At 42.1% G+C, this 16242-nt stretch carries 18 protein-coding genes; 5 read left to right on the forward strand and 13 right to left on the reverse strand.

Annotated elements, in window-relative coordinates:
* Positions 1–101 precede the first annotated feature (101 nt).
* From spoIIIAD to spoIIIAA, 4 genes are all read right to left on the reverse strand, one after another.
* Positions 102–491: a stage III sporulation protein AD gene (gene spoIIIAD / locus DFO73_RS08655; RefSeq protein WP_181395966.1), complete on the reverse strand. Its 390-nt coding sequence runs from the start codon at positions 489–491 to the stop codon at positions 102–104.
* Between the two features lie 14 nt (positions 492–505).
* Complete coding sequence (gene spoIIIAC / locus DFO73_RS08660) at positions 506–712, reverse strand: stage III sporulation protein AC (RefSeq protein WP_110064378.1); 207 nt, start codon at positions 710–712, stop codon at positions 506–508.
* Between the two features lie 88 nt (positions 713–800).
* Positions 801–1316, reverse strand: coding sequence for a stage III sporulation protein SpoIIIAB (spoIIIAB, locus tag DFO73_RS08665; RefSeq protein WP_110064379.1), 516 nt, complete (start codon positions 1314–1316; stop codon positions 801–803).
* Entirely contained in the window at positions 1317–2240 is a 924-nt protein-coding gene (gene spoIIIAA, locus DFO73_RS08670) for a stage III sporulation protein AA (protein WP_110064443.1), read from the reverse strand.
* Positions 2241–2676: 436 nt separating this feature from the next.
* On the opposite strand from spoIIIAA, the gene DFO73_RS08675 reads away from it, so the two are divergent.
* The 3 genes from DFO73_RS08675 to DFO73_RS28545 all read left to right on the forward strand — a co-directional run bounded on the left by DFO73_RS08675 (position 2677) and on the right by DFO73_RS28545 (position 5101).
* Entirely contained in the window at positions 2677–4059 is a 1383-nt protein-coding gene (locus tag DFO73_RS08675; protein ID WP_110064380.1) for an alkaline phosphatase, read from the forward strand.
* Positions 4060–4150: 91 nt separating this feature from the next.
* Positions 4151–4837: an SIMPL domain-containing protein gene (locus tag DFO73_RS08680; protein ID WP_110064381.1), complete on the forward strand. Its 687-nt coding sequence runs from the start codon at positions 4151–4153 to the stop codon at positions 4835–4837.
* A gap of 96 nt (positions 4838–4933) precedes the next feature.
* Complete coding sequence (locus DFO73_RS28545; protein ID WP_181395957.1) at positions 4934–5101, forward strand: hypothetical protein; 168 nt, start codon at positions 4934–4936, stop codon at positions 5099–5101.
* A gap of 42 nt (positions 5102–5143) precedes the next feature.
* On the opposite strand, the gene efp is transcribed toward DFO73_RS28545, so the two are convergent.
* The 5 genes from efp to DFO73_RS08700 all read right to left on the reverse strand — a co-directional run bounded on the left by efp (position 5144) and on the right by DFO73_RS08700 (position 8347).
* Complete coding sequence (efp, locus tag DFO73_RS08685; protein ID WP_110064382.1) at positions 5144–5701, reverse strand: elongation factor P; 558 nt, start codon at positions 5699–5701, stop codon at positions 5144–5146.
* Between the two features lie 23 nt (positions 5702–5724).
* Positions 5725–6786: a M24 family metallopeptidase gene (locus DFO73_RS08690; RefSeq protein ID WP_110064383.1), complete on the reverse strand. Its 1062-nt coding sequence runs from the start codon at positions 6784–6786 to the stop codon at positions 5725–5727.
* Positions 6787–6788: 2 nt separating this feature from the next.
* The gene (gene aroQ / locus DFO73_RS08695; RefSeq protein WP_110064384.1) at positions 6789–7235 is read right to left on the reverse strand and encodes a type II 3-dehydroquinate dehydratase; all 447 of its coding nucleotides are present in this window, start codon (positions 7233–7235) and stop codon (positions 6789–6791) included.
* 13 nt (positions 7236–7248) lie between these two features.
* The gene (locus tag DFO73_RS28550) at positions 7249–7398 is read right to left on the reverse strand and encodes a hypothetical protein (protein WP_181395958.1); all 150 of its coding nucleotides are present in this window, start codon (positions 7396–7398) and stop codon (positions 7249–7251) included.
* A 418-nt stretch (positions 7399–7816) separates the two neighbouring features.
* Positions 7817–8347, reverse strand: coding sequence for a YqhR family membrane protein (locus tag DFO73_RS08700; RefSeq protein WP_110064385.1), 531 nt, complete (start codon positions 8345–8347; stop codon positions 7817–7819).
* A gap of 489 nt (positions 8348–8836) precedes the next feature.
* Between DFO73_RS08700 and DFO73_RS08705 the strand changes: the two genes are divergently transcribed.
* On the forward strand, positions 8837–9223 hold the full coding sequence (locus DFO73_RS08705) for an SA1362 family protein (RefSeq protein WP_309043014.1): 387 nt from the start codon (positions 8837–8839) through the stop codon (positions 9221–9223).
* 31 nt (positions 9224–9254) lie between these two features.
* Here DFO73_RS08705 and DFO73_RS08710 read toward each other — a convergent pair whose 3' ends face one another.
* The 4 genes from DFO73_RS08710 to DFO73_RS08725 all read right to left on the reverse strand — a co-directional run bounded on the left by DFO73_RS08710 (position 9255) and on the right by DFO73_RS08725 (position 15644).
* Positions 9255–10139: a patatin-like phospholipase family protein gene (locus DFO73_RS08710; protein WP_110064387.1), complete on the reverse strand. Its 885-nt coding sequence runs from the start codon at positions 10137–10139 to the stop codon at positions 9255–9257.
* Positions 10140–10563: 424 nt separating this feature from the next.
* On the reverse strand, positions 10564–11589 hold the full coding sequence (splB, locus tag DFO73_RS08715) for a spore photoproduct lyase (protein ID WP_110064388.1): 1026 nt from the start codon (positions 11587–11589) through the stop codon (positions 10564–10566).
* Positions 11590–11750: 161 nt separating this feature from the next.
* A complete protein-coding gene (locus DFO73_RS08720) occupies positions 11751–14312 on the reverse strand; it encodes a vitamin B12-dependent ribonucleotide reductase (RefSeq protein WP_110064389.1) in 2562 nt (853 codons plus the stop codon).
* Between the two features lie 495 nt (positions 14313–14807).
* Entirely contained in the window at positions 14808–15644 is an 837-nt protein-coding gene (locus tag DFO73_RS08725) for a lipoate--protein ligase family protein (protein ID WP_110064390.1), read from the reverse strand.
* A 181-nt stretch (positions 15645–15825) separates the two neighbouring features.
* Here DFO73_RS08725 and DFO73_RS08730 point away from each other — a divergent pair, with 181 nt between their 5' ends.
* Entirely contained in the window at positions 15826–16209 is a 384-nt protein-coding gene (locus tag DFO73_RS08730) for a rhodanese-like domain-containing protein (protein ID WP_110064391.1), read from the forward strand.
* The last annotated feature ends 33 nt before the right edge of the window (positions 16210–16242 follow it).

A 16242-nucleotide genomic window follows, 5' to 3' on the forward strand; every position in this document is an offset into this window, starting at 1 on the left:
TTTCACCTCTTTTATAAGACCCTATCGTGCAGCTTTGCCAGCACAAGGGAGGCTTGTCTTTCATAACAGGCCTGCCAGGTTAATTGGCCGGCCAGCTCAATTTAACTTGGAATCATCTGGATGATGGTTTCAATCAATACAGTCAGTATGGGGATGGCCATTGCCAGGATAAGGATTTTTCCGCCCATCTCGATTTTTGCTGCAATAGCCCCCTGGCCTGCATCTTTCGTGATTTGGGCAGCAAATTCAGCTATATAGGCAATCCCAATTATTTTTAAAATCGTTTCCACATATACGATGTTGACCTTTGCATTTATGGCAATCTTTTCAATCATGTGGATGATGGCGTATATTTGGTCGACCAGAAACAGGAAAATGGCACAGCCTACAAAAACAATCAGCAAAAAGGCAAAATTAGGTTTTTGTTCTTTTACAATTAGAGCAAGGAACGTAGCAACAAGAGAGAATCCGGCTATTTGAAGAATTTCAATGGCTGAGCCCCCCTTTAGCTCTGGAATAAGAACACTGATTTTATTTTTTGGAATAGGTTATCTACAATGGATGCAACCATGAATAATATATAAATAAAGCCGAAAAGCGTAACCCACTGTGCGTATTCCTTCTTTCCAACCTGATCCAAAATGGTATGCAAAAAGGCTACCACGATCCCGACACCCGCAATTTTGAATATGATATCAACCTCTAATCCCATCCTTTTCTCCTCCTAAGCTCTGTCCAGAGTCCGGCAGCCAATGCTGCCTGCTTCATCGGCATATTCGTAAAATAGCTGCCCGCAAAACCTACATTAGTAAAATGATTAATAGTAATCCCGATAAAAAGCCGAGGCTTTTAACCATTCTTTCGTATTTAACTTGCTTGTCATGCGCATCTGCTTCTTCTCGTTCCAAATGTGAAAGGGTAAGCATAATCTGCTTTTGCTGCGAAAGCCGGTCATGCCGCCCAAGTGTTTCTCCAAATTGCTTCATTATCTCGAATTCACCTTGTTTAAAAGCGGTCATTTTCCATATTTCTTTTAAGCTTTGTTCCCAGGCATCCTTGACAGTTGTCTCAGAGTCGGTCAATTTTTTAGCGAATGATTCGAAAAACCATGATAATGGTTTAGGCAACTGGGCAGACAGCCTTCTGGCTGCTTCATGAAGAGGTGTGTGACCGTACATAATTTCAGCCTCTAGGGACTGCAGGGCCGATTTCAGCTGGCGAAGCTGCCTCGGACGTTCTGTCAGATGCCTGGAAGCTTCAAATCCAGCCCATGTTGTAGCGATTATTATAAAAACAGCTCCAATTAGCTTCATCATTTACGTCACTCTCACTTCTTGCAGGATCTCCTTGCCAGCAGCGTCCTTAATACAAGTAATGCTGCCTGGTCCGTCTCTCCTGCTGAGTTCAATAAATCTCTGGAAAATCCCCATCTCTAAAACTGCTCTTAAAGTGGGCCGTTTCTTAATTTCCTCCAGTGAGTTTCCATGTGTGGTCATTATCAGTTTGATTCCGGCATTTACGGCTTCCATAATGGCTTCTGCATCTTCCTGCCTTCCAATTTCATCAACGATTAAAACCTCCGGACTCATCGAACGGATCATCATCATCATGCCTTCTGCCTTCGGGCACGCATCAAGGACATCGATTCTGTGCCCGAATGACATTTGCGGGATCCCACTTACACAGCCGGCGATTTCGGAGCGTTCATCGATAATTCCCACCTTGCTCGCCTGAAAAGCCCCATCCGGATCCCCGGATGATATAATTCTCGCTATATCTCTCAGCAATGTGGTTTTCCCTGTTTGCGGCGGACCGATGATCATGGTGTGCAGCCAGCCTTCTTTATAGATGCGTGGAATCAGCTTTTCGGCAATGCCGATTTTTTCTTTGGCAACCCTTATATTAAAGGAGGAAATATCCCTGATTGCCTTCACTTTTCCTTCTTCAAGAATCACCTTCCCGGCGAGCCCGACTCGATGGCCCCCTTCAATGGTGATATAGCCCCTTTTTAATTCTTCTTCTAGTGTATAAATGGAAAAGTGGCTTATTTTATTCAGTAAGTGCACCGCATCTTCCGAATCAACAATATAAGGGAGGAAATGAGGCATTCCCTTCGCGGTTAATTCGAGCGGCCTGTTTATTCGGACCCTAATTTCTTCCATATCCTTTAAAATATGTGGAGGGATTTGTTTCAGCTTTTCAGAAATTTTTTTCGGCAAAAAGGCTATAATCGTTTCCATGTTTGCTCCTCCATTTTTAAATATTTCGCTTCGGACTAGCTTCTCATTATTTAAAATGTATGCCTGCAACAAAACATTATGACTTGGATTTGCAGGCTCTCCCATTTTCTTTGGGACAAGTTTTTTAAATGGCTGCTTTCGCATACTTTGCTATTTAAATACAATTAACACCCAAAACTTGTCTGTTGATTTATGTTTCAGGTGCTCGTTTTTCGGGGACGGTCTCAGGTGCCTCCTTAGCGCTCTGCGCTTGCGGGGTGTCCTCCAACACGCTGCTCCCCCAAGAGTCCAGCACCTTCCAACTTCTCTAAATTTAGATAACTAAAAACAACAATCTTTACGAAATGAGCCTTTTAAATTGATCCAATCAGAGTAAAAAATTAAGATTTCCCAAAAAATAAGTCCAAGAAAAGTTTAAAAAGGCTGGTGTCAATAAATGAAAGCAAAATGGATATGCCTCATGCTAATTATTCAAATCGCCGTTCTTATAGGTTTCCCTGCTGAGGGGCTCGCTCGGCCTGCAGGTTTGGAAGGACCTCGAAATGTCATCCTGATGATTGGAGATGGCATGGGAGTCGGACAAATTGAGATCGCAAGAGAAATGGAGTACGGGAAAAATGGGCGACTGTTCCTGGAGACTCTTCCATATACTGCACTTGTTCATACCGACTCTGCCAATAGCCTGGTAACAGATTCCGCTGCAGGTGGAACGGCTTTGGCGATAGGCAAAAAGACCAATAATGAAATGATTGGAGTAACCCCGGATGGAATGGAAACAGACAGTATCCTGGATTTGTTTAAAAAAGACGGAAAGAAAGCTGGAGTTATTTCTACGAATACGATTACAGATGCTACCCCTGCTGCGTTTACAGCAAGCGTACCCAACAGGTGGTCCGGACAGGAGGAAATAGCACGCCAGCAGCTGAACAATCAAGTGGATGTGCTGATGGGAGGGGGAAGGGCCTATTTTAAACCCAAAAAACAGAATGGCAGAGATTTAATTAAGGAAGCCACTCTAAATGGTTATACCTATGTAAGCAATCGAGATGAGCTGTTGAATGCAAAGGGCAATAAGCTTCTCGGTTTGTTCAATAATGGTTATATGAACTTTAAATTGGATCGCCCTTTAAAAGGGAGCAAAGAACCAAGTTTAAAAGAAATGACCGAAAAAGCAATCGGTGTATTGTCAAAAGGGGAAAAGGGCTTTTTTCTTATGGCAGAAGGTGCAAGGATTGACCATGCTTCACATGCGGGCGATATTACAAGCATATGGAAAGAAACAATTGAATTTGATGAGGCTGTAAGGTATGCGGTTGAATGGGCCAAAAATGACGGAGATACACTCGTACTTGTTGCCGCCGACCATGAAACAATGGGGATATCTGCCTCAGAGCCTCTGGATATACAGAGGCTGAAGAAAATTAAAGCCACTCCCCAATATATGGTCAGCCAATTTGTAAAGGATCAAAATTCAAGATCCTACAGAACAGCCAGCATCAAAGAGGTTATAAAGAAATACGCCAATATTGATCTAACTGATAAGGAAATTGCAGCTTTTAATAACCATTTGCTAAATTCGGATAACAAAGTTTATCCTCAATACTTGGCAGCTTGGGAGATTGGAAGCCTGATTGCAGAAAGAAACCATGGGGGAATTATTACAAACAAAGTCAGATCTTTAAGTTCAACTGGAGGGCACACAGGCAATATGATCCCTTTATTCGCTTATGGCAAAGGAAGTGAGGTTTTTTCAGGCGTCCTTGATAACACCGATATTCCTAAAAAAATTGCATCATTGATGAGATATGAATGGGAATAATACCTGGCAGGCAATTTAATGCGTATTTTATCCCCTTCTCAGCCGTACATTCTAGAGAGAGCTTAAATTATGAAAGCGGGGAGAGCATTTCATGTATTATCAGCATCCATTCGTCCGCCATTCATCCCATACTGCCAGCCAGACCAGATCTAAACCCAATATCGTACGAGTTTCAGGTGAAGGGAAAATAGCAGTCCAGCCAAACCAATCCATCGTAACACTTGGAGTTTCAACCGAAGACCAAGAGCTGCAAAAAGCACAGGATAATAATGCACAAGCAATCGCTAACATTAAAATTGCATTAAATAACATTGGAATACTAGATCAACAAATTCGAACAGCGGATTTTTCGATTTTCCCGCAATATGATTTCGTGGATGGGAAACAGGTTTTTCGCGGTTACAAAGTGGAGCATGTACTTGGCATTACTGTAGAGAATATTGAAAATACCGGCCTTGTTGTCGATACGGCAGTGGACAGCGGAGCCAATCTTGTCAGGGGGATTACTTTTGAAATAGAAAGCCAAAGTCTATACTATCAGCAGGCATTGACCCTGGCTGTTATGGATGCTTATAAAAAGGCCGAAACGATAGCGGCTGCTTTAAAAGTCCAATTAGTCGGGACACCTTTATCCGTTACTGAAGGTGCTTTTGACTTTGAAAGACCTGTTCCCTTCCAGCCTGCAGCTTTTGTTAAAAGCGAAGCAAGTACACCCATCCAACCGGGAACGATTGATATAACGAGCCGAGTGACTGCAGAATTTATGTATTATAGCTAGGATGAATTCGACTTATAATTCTTGTCAATACGAGGATAATAAGATTGTGAACGAATGCATTTTTTTCACAATACGTAAAAAGAGAGGTCCTTGCATATGAATGAAAATTTAGGCGAATTTTTAAAAAACCAGAAAAAAGGGGACAGGGCCTATCTCGGCGGAACACGGGATAACAAAACAGCGCCAACTTCCGACCCCGACTATAATAACCGCAGTGACACCGATATATCACCCGGAGCGGAAGGCAGAAAATATAAAGGATAAAACAAAAAAAATCCCGAGAAGCTCGGGATTTTTTTCTAATCATTAGGCGCGTGATACATAAGAACCGTCAGTTGTATTGATGATCAGCTTGTCTCCTTCATTGATGAAGAAAGGAACTTGTACAGTAAGACCTGTTTCAAGAGTAGCCGGCTTTGTTCCGCCTGAAGCTGTATCCCCTTTAATGCCTGGCTCCGTTTCAGTTACTGTCAGCTCAACAGAGTTTGGAAGCTCGATACCTAGGGATTCTCCATGGTAAAGCATGATTGCAACTTCCATATTTTCCTTTAAAAACTTTAATTCGTATTCAATTGAAGAAGCAGGAAGTTCAATCTGCTCATAAGACTCATTGTCCATGAATACGTGCTGGTCTCCATTTGCATAAAGATATTGCATTTTACGGTTATCAATTTGGGCTTTCGCAACTTTCTCACCGGCACGGAAGGTTTTTTCCTGAATAGCGCCTGTGCGGAGATTACGCAATTTGGAGCGGACAAATGCCGCACCTTTTCCTGGCTTAACATGCTGGAAATCCATTACGCGCCAAATGCCGTTATCAACTTCAATTGTTAATCCCGTACGAAAATCGTTTACTGAAATCATGAATATGTCCTCCTAAAGTTCAATTAAAGAATAATCAATTCTTTGGTAGAATGAGTAAGCGTTTCATTATGATCCTTTGTAATTAATGTGTCATCCTCAATGCGGACTCCGCCAAGACCCGGTATGTAAATGCCCGGCTCCACTGTTACCACCATGCCAGGTTCAAGAATGACATCGGATTTAAACGATAAACCTGGTCCTTCATGCACTTCCAGCCCTATGCCATGACCAGTAGAGTGGCCAAAATATTCTCCATAGCCTTTTTCGGAAATATAGTCCCGGGTTAAAGCATCTGCTTCTTTGCCGCTCATTCCCGGTTTTATGCCTTCCATCCCGCGCTCCTGAGCTTCAAGAACGATATTATAAATTTCTTTCAGCTTATCTTCAGGTTCCCCGACTGCTACTGTACGGGTGATATCTGAAACATATCCTTTATAATAAGCGCCAAAATCAAGAGTGACGAAATCTCCTTTTTCGATCACCTTATCGCTTGCCACTCCATGCGGAAGGGCAGAACGGTGTCCGGATGCTACGATAATATCAAACGAAGATGAAACTGCACCCGCTTTTCTCATAAAGAACTCTAATTCATTCGATATTTCCAGCTCGGTAACCCCTGGACGAATGATATCTAGAATATGTTTAAATGCAGCATCCGCTATGTCAGCTGCCACCTTTATTATCTTAATCTCTGATTCGGTCTTAATCAAGCGTAACTTTTCAATTGTCCCGGAAACAGGAACAAGTTCGGCTTCAACCGCTTTTTCATAGGCTTTAAAGGCGGAAAAAGTTAAATGGTCCTCTTCAAATCCCAGCTTCTTAATCCCAAGTTGTTTTGCCTGTTCTGCCACTTCTTCGGGAATGGCTCCAGTATGCTTAACAATCTCATAGCCTTCACATTGTTTTGCCGCCTGCTCTGTATAGCGGAAGTCAGTGATGAACAACGCTTTTTCTGCACTGATTAGAACCACGCCTGCCGACCCCGTAAAACCTGTCATATAACGGCGGTTATAACTGCTTGCAATCAACATTCCATCTATACCTGATAGCTCGAAGCTTGAGCGCAGCTTTTGGATTTTTTCCATTCTTATCCTCTCCCCTTTGCAAGATCTATTAAGGCATAAAAAGCCAGTTCATAACCCTTAAATCCCAGCCCGACAATTTGTCCGTGTGCCACAGGGGCAATGACAGATGTATGGCGGAATTCTTCACGGGAATGAACATTAGATATATGTACTTCGATCACAGGAACCTGGATTCCTGCTATGGCATCCCTTATTGCATAACTGTAGTGAGTAAATGCTCCAGGATTAAATATAATACCTTTTGTTCCATCTTCATTGGCAAGATGAAGCCTGTCTATTAATTCGCCTTCATGGTTTGATTGGAAACAAGACACTTCAATTTGGTGTGCACCGCCCAATGAAGTGATGTTTTCTTCCAGATTCTTAAGAGTTTCATTACCATAAACGCCTGGTTCCCGCTTCCCAAGCAAATTTAAATTGGGCCCATTTAACAGGAGTATTTTCCTCATGATCAACCCCCTCTTACTTAGTCGCAATGGGCTTCTTTCCTGGAATGTAATACATGAATAAATCTTTCTCGATCGCTTTTCGATTCCAGTGAAAAAGAATGTCCATTAAGAACATTCTAACATAAAGCGGAACTTCATACAGTTGAGTTGTTTTCACTTTCACTCTGCATTCCCTTTATGTAGCTGTTTTTCTTTACAGCGGGAAGGCCGCCATAAGAGGAGGCTTTCTCCGCTTTAGCATTTTGCTTTTTCCATTGGCTCTTTTAGCCTTACCTGATGATTTTCGCTCAAGAAACCCGCAGGCGGTCCGGGAGCCTCCTCGGCACATGACGCGCCTGCAGGGTCTCCCTTCGACCCGTATTCCCGCAGGAGATTAAGCATCCACGAATAAACACCGCACGAAGAAAATGCGAATACATTTTCGAGGACCTCTCGCCTTAGCTCCAATCAACAAAGTATGCACGCTTTACCGGTAGCTCATTGAAGAAGAACTTTTGATACCACTTTTCCAGCTTTTCGCTGAGATGTTGCGTCATAAGTTCCTTTGAAACCACTTCTTCTGCTTTTACATTCTTTTTTGGCTACGGGAACTCCGGATCTGTACGTGCCTTCTTTTCATCCTCATTTTTTCCGCGAAGTTCATGCGCTTCGTAAGAGATGGAATACCCGACAAACACTCCAAATAAAATATAGAAACAAAGGGACGTTATAATTGTATTTCTCTCAAGCTCCCAGAAAGGGCTAATTCCAGGGAATATTGGATTTAATACAAAAAATACAATTAAGAAAAGGGCAAATCCATAGCCAACTCCCACGAATATACTTTGAAACTTACGCAATGCTGCGTAATAAATAAGTGCAGCAACAATAGAAATGCCTCCAATCAGCAGAATCGAAATAACGGTTCCCAGCCAGCCTTCTTTCCAGGCTCCTATTGTCCAGGGCTCAAGAATGACATTTGGACGTATTTCCGTAAAATTGAATACATAAGCCAAATAGGCTAGCCCGCTCCACAAGATGCCTCCGATCAAACCAGTAATGACTACCATAGCCATAAAAGACATCGGCTTTTCTCTTTGATTTTGTTCTAACTGCTCTCTTTCTTCTGCCATTTATGCCACCTCCATTTCCTATTATGTCCACCTGCAATTATTCATTTGCACCATATTGAAAATTATATATAACCGGATCGTTTCTTCCCGAAATAATTGGGGATATTTTTAAGATTTTTCCTGCTGGATAGAGGTTTTACAGGATTTTAAGTAGAATAAAATAAATATACGAATATAAAAATTTAAAGCTCCCGGCTGATTGAACCTATTTCTCTAAAAGGGGGTTCCGGGATTAAAGAAAAGAGCATAAATTTAAGTAAGAAGGAAGGGGGCAGCGGAAATGTGCAAGCCCACCCCGACTTTTATTGCTGCCGGCATTTGAAAATGAATAAATGTCAAGTAATTACATTAAAGTTTTCATTCTTTCGTTTAAAAAGCGAACAAATAGGAAAAGAAAAAAATGATGGAAACTTTTAGTGAAGAAATTACTTAAATCTTTGCATATATAGTTTAAAAGCTTAGAAATTTGCTCATCATGCTTTTAGGGAGGTGGCTTTCTTGAAAAATCGGATTTCATTTTATATTGTCTCCGGGCTTATAATTCTCGCTGCCCTTGGAGTTGCCGTCAGCCTGATCTCAGATCCTGCCGGTTTTTTGCAGAGAATAGCTGTCATTGTCATTATAGGTGCTGTTATATACTTTCTTTTTCAGCGCTTTAACAGAGCTAATCCCTCTAAGCGAGAGCAGCGGGCTTTTATACGCGCAGCTAAAAAATCTAAAAAACGCTTTAACCATAAAGAAGCAGGTTCAGCCAACGGCAAAAAGGCTTCCATCGGCTCCCTTACTTCAATTAAAAAATCCAAGAAAAAGTCTTCACCACACCTTACTGTCATAGAAGGCAAAAAAGGCAAAAAGAAAAATCGAGCATCCCTTTAATCAAGGGCTCGATTTTTTTTTATAGTTTATATTAGTAACTCCAGCTTCCAAAAAATTGCTCCGCACATTGCCTGCCATGCTCAAGTAAATCCTTTTTCTTTTGGTCAGTTAGCTCAAATTCGGCCGTCAGGACCCCATCAGTTGGGATAAATATGATATTTTGCGCGTGCTTCCTTGAAATGTATCGTGCATCATGCGCATCTTTCATGGTTTCGAAAAGGGCTTCGTACATTTGTATAGCATTCGCGATCTTATTGGGAGGCCGTTCACTTAGATTATGGCTTAACTTAATCCCTAATACTGGCCTCGGTTTTTTTACATTTTCCCTATCAAATAACCACATCGGAAAATTGCTCAAAACTCCCCCGTCAACGATTACACTTGAGCGGCTGTATGCCTGCAGTTTAACTGGCTCAAAAAAATAAGGAAGGCTGCAGCTCATCCGGATTGCCTTGGCCACCGGGAAAGAGCCCGGATTAATCCCATAGTGAACAAGATCATCAGGCAAAACAACAAGCCGGCCATTGGTCAGGTCAGAGGCTATTACCCTTAGTGATTGAGGCGGCAGGTCAGCAAATGTTCTTATACCTCTTGCAGCCAGCTTTTCAGCCATCCAATTCTCCAGTTCCACACCTTTGTATAACCCTAATCGCCAATAAAGCAGAAGCCATTTAGTGACAGAGAAAGGTAATAATGTCTTTCTTTCATCAAGAAATTTTTTTACATCCAGTTCATCCACAAGCTGGTATATTTCATCACTTGTATACCTTGCAGCAATTAATGCAGCCACAATGGATCCTGCACTCGTTCCGGCTACCCGCTTGAATTGGAACCCCCGTTTTTGGACTGCGTCATACGCACCAATTAAAGCAAACCCCTTGATTCCTCCTCCAGAAAAAACACCGTCTATAAACATGTAAGCCACTCCTGTCGATGTACTTACTTATAGAGGAACTCTTACTTATACATCTTTAATCAGGAGCTTTTTAAAATAGTACGGCTGACAAGCAGAATTTCCTGGAGTTTAAAAATTAGTAATTTAGGAGGTTCTCAAAGCCTTGCGGAGAAGTTCTCTGCATCCGCTTTTATTCCTTAGACTCTGTTAAAGCTTATTGTTGTTTTTTAGCACCCTGTTGATTGGAGCAGAAGGCACGAACTCCTCGAAAATGCATTCGCATTTTCTTCGTGTGGTATTTATTCGAGGATACTTATTCAACGTCCTGCGGGAGTGGGATCAAAGGGTGACCCCGCAGGAGCAAAGCGACGAGGAGCGTCGGACCGCCCGAGGAAAGGGAGTGCCTCGTGCTGAAATCAACAGGCAAATTTAACAGAGCCATTCCTTAAGTGAAATATTGGACCTCCGCCTCCGGAAAGAAGGAATGTACATATTCTCTGATTGTGTTCTCCAGATCTTTTGCTTCTTCCGTCGGGTATACATATTTGCCGATTCCGTACCTTCCCCATTTATATTTGCGCTTTTCTTCATCCATTTCAAGCTTTGACTTTGGGTAGCGCTTTTCAATCACCTTTTTGGCCGGTTTCGTAAATCTATGCTGAATCAATTCGAAGGTCAATCCTTGAAAGCTGACGCCCTCAAGCGATTTGCTTAACCTTTTGAAAAGCTCAAGATATCCTTCACGCCAGTCTTCGTGCATATAAATAGGCGCAACAATAAAACCTAGCGGATACCCCGCGTTTGCCACTTTTCGGGCGGCTTCAAGCCGATCATCAAAGGAAGAAGTACCCGGCTCAAAATTTTTAATCACATAGCGTGAATTGACACTAAAACGGAAACGTGTTTTTCCATTATGTTTGGCATCGAGCAAGTGATCAACATGATGGTATTTCGTTACAAATCGAAGCTGGCCATATTCCGTCTGGCCCATAAATTCAATCGTCTTTTTCAAAGAATGTGTCAGATGATCCAGCCCAACTATATCGGAAGTACACGCTGCTTCAAAGCGCGTTATCTCAGGTTTTCTTTCCTCCATATATTTTGTGGCCTGATCGAAGATTTCCTCCAGATTCACGTACGTACGTATATAAGGCTTGCTGCCTAGCGTCGTTTGCAAATAGCAGTAGTGGCAATGGCCCATGCAGCCGGTAGCCAGAGGGATGGCGTATTCGGCTGAAGGTTTGGAAGTATCAAATTTCAGGGTTCTTCTTATACCCACAACTAATGTGGATTTTGCATTTCGATATTTCTGCAATTCATTATCACCGGGAATATTTCTGACCTGGTTGTGGGATGTCGTCTCCCTAATTTCGATCTTCATTTTTTCAAACTTCTCTTTAAGCTCTCTGCCTAAAGGATATTCCAAGGCTTGCGGTTCCATATAAACAAGCTGCGGGATAAAAGGCTTCAATGGAGTAACCTCACTTTTTAAGTTAGTCGATTGTTCAACGAACCATTTACTTTCATGATGGCTGGCTGAACCTTATGACAGTAGTATGAGCCAAATCCCCCGACAGCAAAAAAAGAAGATGGAACAATTATTTCCATCTTCTCTAGTAGTACCATTTAGTTTTACAGACCGCATTTCAGCTGGGCATTACAGTTCGTACACGTATTGCATCCGCCGATCTCTTTTACCTTTCCTTTTCGGCATACCGGGCAAGTATTGCCTACTTCTGAACCGATTGTGACATCTGTTGAACGAAGGTCGCTAATTGTATCAACTAAGACAACATGCTGCTTTGTTTTCTCTTTCTTAACGGTTTCTGTATCATCAAAGCTATTTTCTTCAGCTTTCAATGTCAAGACCTGAGAATCGCGTGATCCGTCAACATAGACCGTTCCACCCTTGGCACCGCCGCGGTATAGGCGCTCATACACTTTTTCTACCTGCTCAACACTATAGCCCTTCGGTGCATTTACCGTTTTGCTTATTGAACTGTCAATCCAGCGCTGAATTACACACTGTACATCAGCATGTGCTTCTGGGGCCAAATCCATCGCTGCCACAAACCATTCAGGCAGATTATCTGAATCTGCATCCGGGTTGCGGTCCAAATATTCCTGAACGATATCTGCCTTTACTTCAATAAACTTGCCTAAGCGGCCGCTTCTGAAGTAAGAGAAGGAGAAATATGGCTCAAGGCCTGTAGAAACTCCAACCATTGTTCCTGTAGATCCAGTCGGAGCAACAGTTAATAGATGCGAATTGCGGATTCCATTTTCCAGGATAGACTGACGGACATCTTCAGGCATTTTCTTCATGAAGCCTGTTTGTGTAAATGCTTTGCGTAAGCGGTTTGTATCCTCTGCATTCTCGCCTGTTAAGAATGGGAAGCTTCCCTTTTCCTTTGCAAGCTCTACAGAAGCTCTATACGCTGTCGTTGCAATTGTTTCAAAGACTTTGTCTATTAGATCATTTCCTTCTTCAGAGCCATATTCAGTTTCGCAGTAGATGAGCAAATCATGAAGTCCCATAACGCCAAGACCTACACGGCGCTCACCAAGTGCCTGCTTTTGGTTCTCTTCAAGGAAGTATGGGGTTGCATCTATTACATTATCCTGCATACGGACGCCCACTTCGACAGTACGCTTCAGCTTTTCAAAGTTTACTGTTCTGTTTTCCTTATCTGCCATTTCAGCCAGGTTCACAGCTGCCAGATTGCAGACAGAATATGGTGCGAGAGGCTGTTCCCCACACGGGTTTGTTGCTACAACCTTTTGTCCATATGCTTGTGCATTTGTCATGTCGTTGGCATTATCGATAAAGAAGATTCCTGGTTCTGCAGAGTATGTTGCACAGATATTAATCAAGTTCCATAGCTCTTTCGCTTTAATTTTGCGGTAAACCCGAACCTTGTAGCCCAGCTTTTCCCATTCTCTTACGTCACCGACTTTGTGCCACTCTTCATTATATGTTTTCATGGTCTCGGCATCGTAGGATTCCACATCCGGGAAGCGAAGCTCGTACTCTGCGTCATTCTCGACTGCATCCATGAATTCTTTTGTCAGGCAGACTGATATGTTTGCACCTGTCAGGAATTCAGAGTTATGAACACTGTAAGTACCGCCCGTAGCCAGTTTTTCTTCTGCATCCTTGATGATCTTCTCGCTGAATCCGCCATATCCCGGAATAGTCTTGTAATTAACAATTCCCTGGTACATAGCAATTTCCTGTTCGGTAAAAGAAGTAAATTTCAATTTTTCTTTTGCATATTTTTTAATTGTTTCATCGTTTGTATTTTCAAGAAGGAATCGTAAAATCCTTGGATTCTGCATTTTAGAGATGATGAATTCAATAATGTCCGGATGCCAGTCCGACAGCATAATCATCTGAGCCCCTCTGCGGGACCCTCCCTGTTCAACAAGGTGAGTCAGTTTTGCAATGTCATCCAGCCAGGAAACTGAACCGGAAGATTTACCGTTAACTCCTTTTGCCAGTGTATTGCGAGGTCTTAGTGTAGAACCATTTGTTCCCACTCCGCCGCCGCGGCTCATGATTTCCATAACCTGTTTGCGGTGCTCGGAGATCCCTTCACGGGAGTCCTGGACAAACGGCATTACGTAACAGTTGAAATACGTAACATCCGTGTCAGCACCTGCTCCGTATAGAACGCGGCCAGCTGGAATAAAGTTTAAGTTCTTTAGTTCCTGATAAAACTTTTCAAACCATTCCTTTCTCTTTTCTTCTGTCTTCTCAACGGATGCAAGGCCTGTTGCGTTACGCATGGCAATTTGCTCATAAAAGATTTCCAAAGGCTTTTCGATTACATCCAGCGGCTTCGTAATAATACCTGTCCGTGCTTCCTCCGGATCATCGAGTACTCCTCTGTAATCTTCTTCGACTAAAACTTTGGCTGTCTTGTTTTCCCAGTCTATATCCAGGATGAAACCAAGACCTCGTGCAGGAAATTTCGGATCTTCTTTGATAGTGAGGACAACGAAGTCACCGTTTGTCAGAGTCACTTTCTCGGTATCTTTGAAAGTGTATCTGTCCAGCATGACTAAACGTGAAACACCTTTGTGGGTCATTTTCATATCCGGGGTTACAGGGTGAACCTGAGGAAATAAACGGATGTCCTTGTTTAAACGATCAATGTTCAATTTCATTTTTTGTCCTAGCGCAACAGACATTGTTACAACTCCTTCGATTTAAATTCAAGCAATTCTCTGTATGTTGTGTAAACATTTTCATAGATAAAGCAACTCTAGCTCTGTTAGAAGAGTACCCTAAAGTTACCATACCTCAAACCTCAAAATCAATATATAGTGTTTAAAATATTTTCGACACCACTACATATTGTGTTTAATTCAGGCATATGTGATTTTGTCAAACTTAAAAAATACTAGATTTTGAAGAAAACAGGAGGTAATGACAGATTTACGACAAATAACGATAAATTTTCATAAATTTCGAGGCTTGCACTTTATATATATATAAATTGGTAAAATATTCATAAAAAAAACAAAAAAGCGACAGGGCCGCTTTATATCGCAGATTAACGGGCAGTTATGCCCATATTGGCTAAATCTTCATATACAAGATAACCAAAGTCCAAACTGCCCGTAAAGGCCCGATTGGCTCAACTAACAAAAAGCGGGAAAATCACCCGCTTTTTAATTTTCCCCTTATCTTTTAAAGTTCCACTCATCATTTTCATAGCGCTCTTTAGCAATTTTTTGCACATAAGCTATTTCTTCCGCTGTCAGCTCGTATGGCTCCAGCTCTATATTCAGGCCTTCTTCAAACCCTTTTTTGAAAGCCCGTTTAGCCTGGTCCAGAGTAATTTTTTCGGATGTCAGCTGGTTCATGGCGACAGCTTTATTTTTAAAAGATTTCTGCATTCTCTCTTTTACTCTTTCGTTTGGATATTTGAATAAGCTAAACAGCTTGTCTTCATCCAAATCAAGCAAAATGGATCCATGCTGCAGGATTACCCCTTTCTGCCTTGTTTGAGCACTGCCGGCCACTTTGCGGCCTTCCACTACAAGCTCATACCAGCTTGGGGCATCAAAACAAACAGCAGACCTCGGATTTTTTAAAGAATCCCTTTCTTCAGCCGTCTTCGGTACAGCAAAATAAGCTTCCATCCCAAGTGCGTGAAATCCTTTTAGGATGCCTTCTGAAATGACTCTATAAGCCTCTGTTACCGTTTTAGGCATATTTGGGTGCTCTTCCGGAACAATTACACTGTATGTAAGCTCGTGATCATGCAGCACGCCCCTGCCGCCTGTCGGCCTGCGTACAAAACCCAATCCATGCTTTTTAACGGCCTCCATATCAATCTCTTTTTCAACCTTTTGGAAGTAGCCAATTGAAAGTGTAGCTGGGTTCCATCCATAGAATCGAATAACAGGAGGCAGTTTCCCATCGCTGTTCCAATCAAGCAGTGCCTCATCCAAAGCCATATTAAAAGAGGGGGATCCCTCTCCTGAATCAATAAAACGCCAAACTTCTTTTGTCATATGTAACCCTCATTTACAGATTCTTTAACCAGTCATTTGCGGTTTATAGTCTACCAAAATTCATGAGAAAATCAAAGCAAGTTGATTTTCCAAATAAATTTAACAGATTCCCTTTACTCTCATAAGGAAAGGCTTATATAATATAAGTTGGCTTAGCTAAGTGTGAAAGGAGAAAGACACATTGGATACACTTTATTTCATTCTTATCATTTTAGGTGCAATTATTACCTACTCCGTCGTTACTTGGTTATATCAGCGCAGGATTGTTAAAACGCTTACTGAAGACCAGTTTCGAGAAGGTTATAGAAAAGCCCAATTAATTGATGTCCGTGAACCAAACGAATTTGAGAATGGCCATATTTTAGGTGCACGCAATATCCCGCTTTCACAAATGAAAACGCGGATGAAAGAACTGCGCCCGGACAAGCCTGTCTATTTATATTGCCAAAGCGGCATGAGAAGCGCTAGAGCTGCCCAGTTTCTACATCGTAAAGGCTACAAGGACCTTTCACACCTTCAGGGCGGATTCAAAAAATGGTCCGGAAAAGTTAAAGCGAAAAAATAATAGCGATAAACTAAAAGGTCCCAGCCATTACCG

Source organism: Cytobacillus oceanisediminis (genome assembly GCF_003182355.1).
In the GTDB taxonomy this organism is placed as follows: domain Bacteria; phylum Bacillota; class Bacilli; order Bacillales; family Cytobacillaceae; genus Cytobacillus; species Cytobacillus oceanisediminis_A.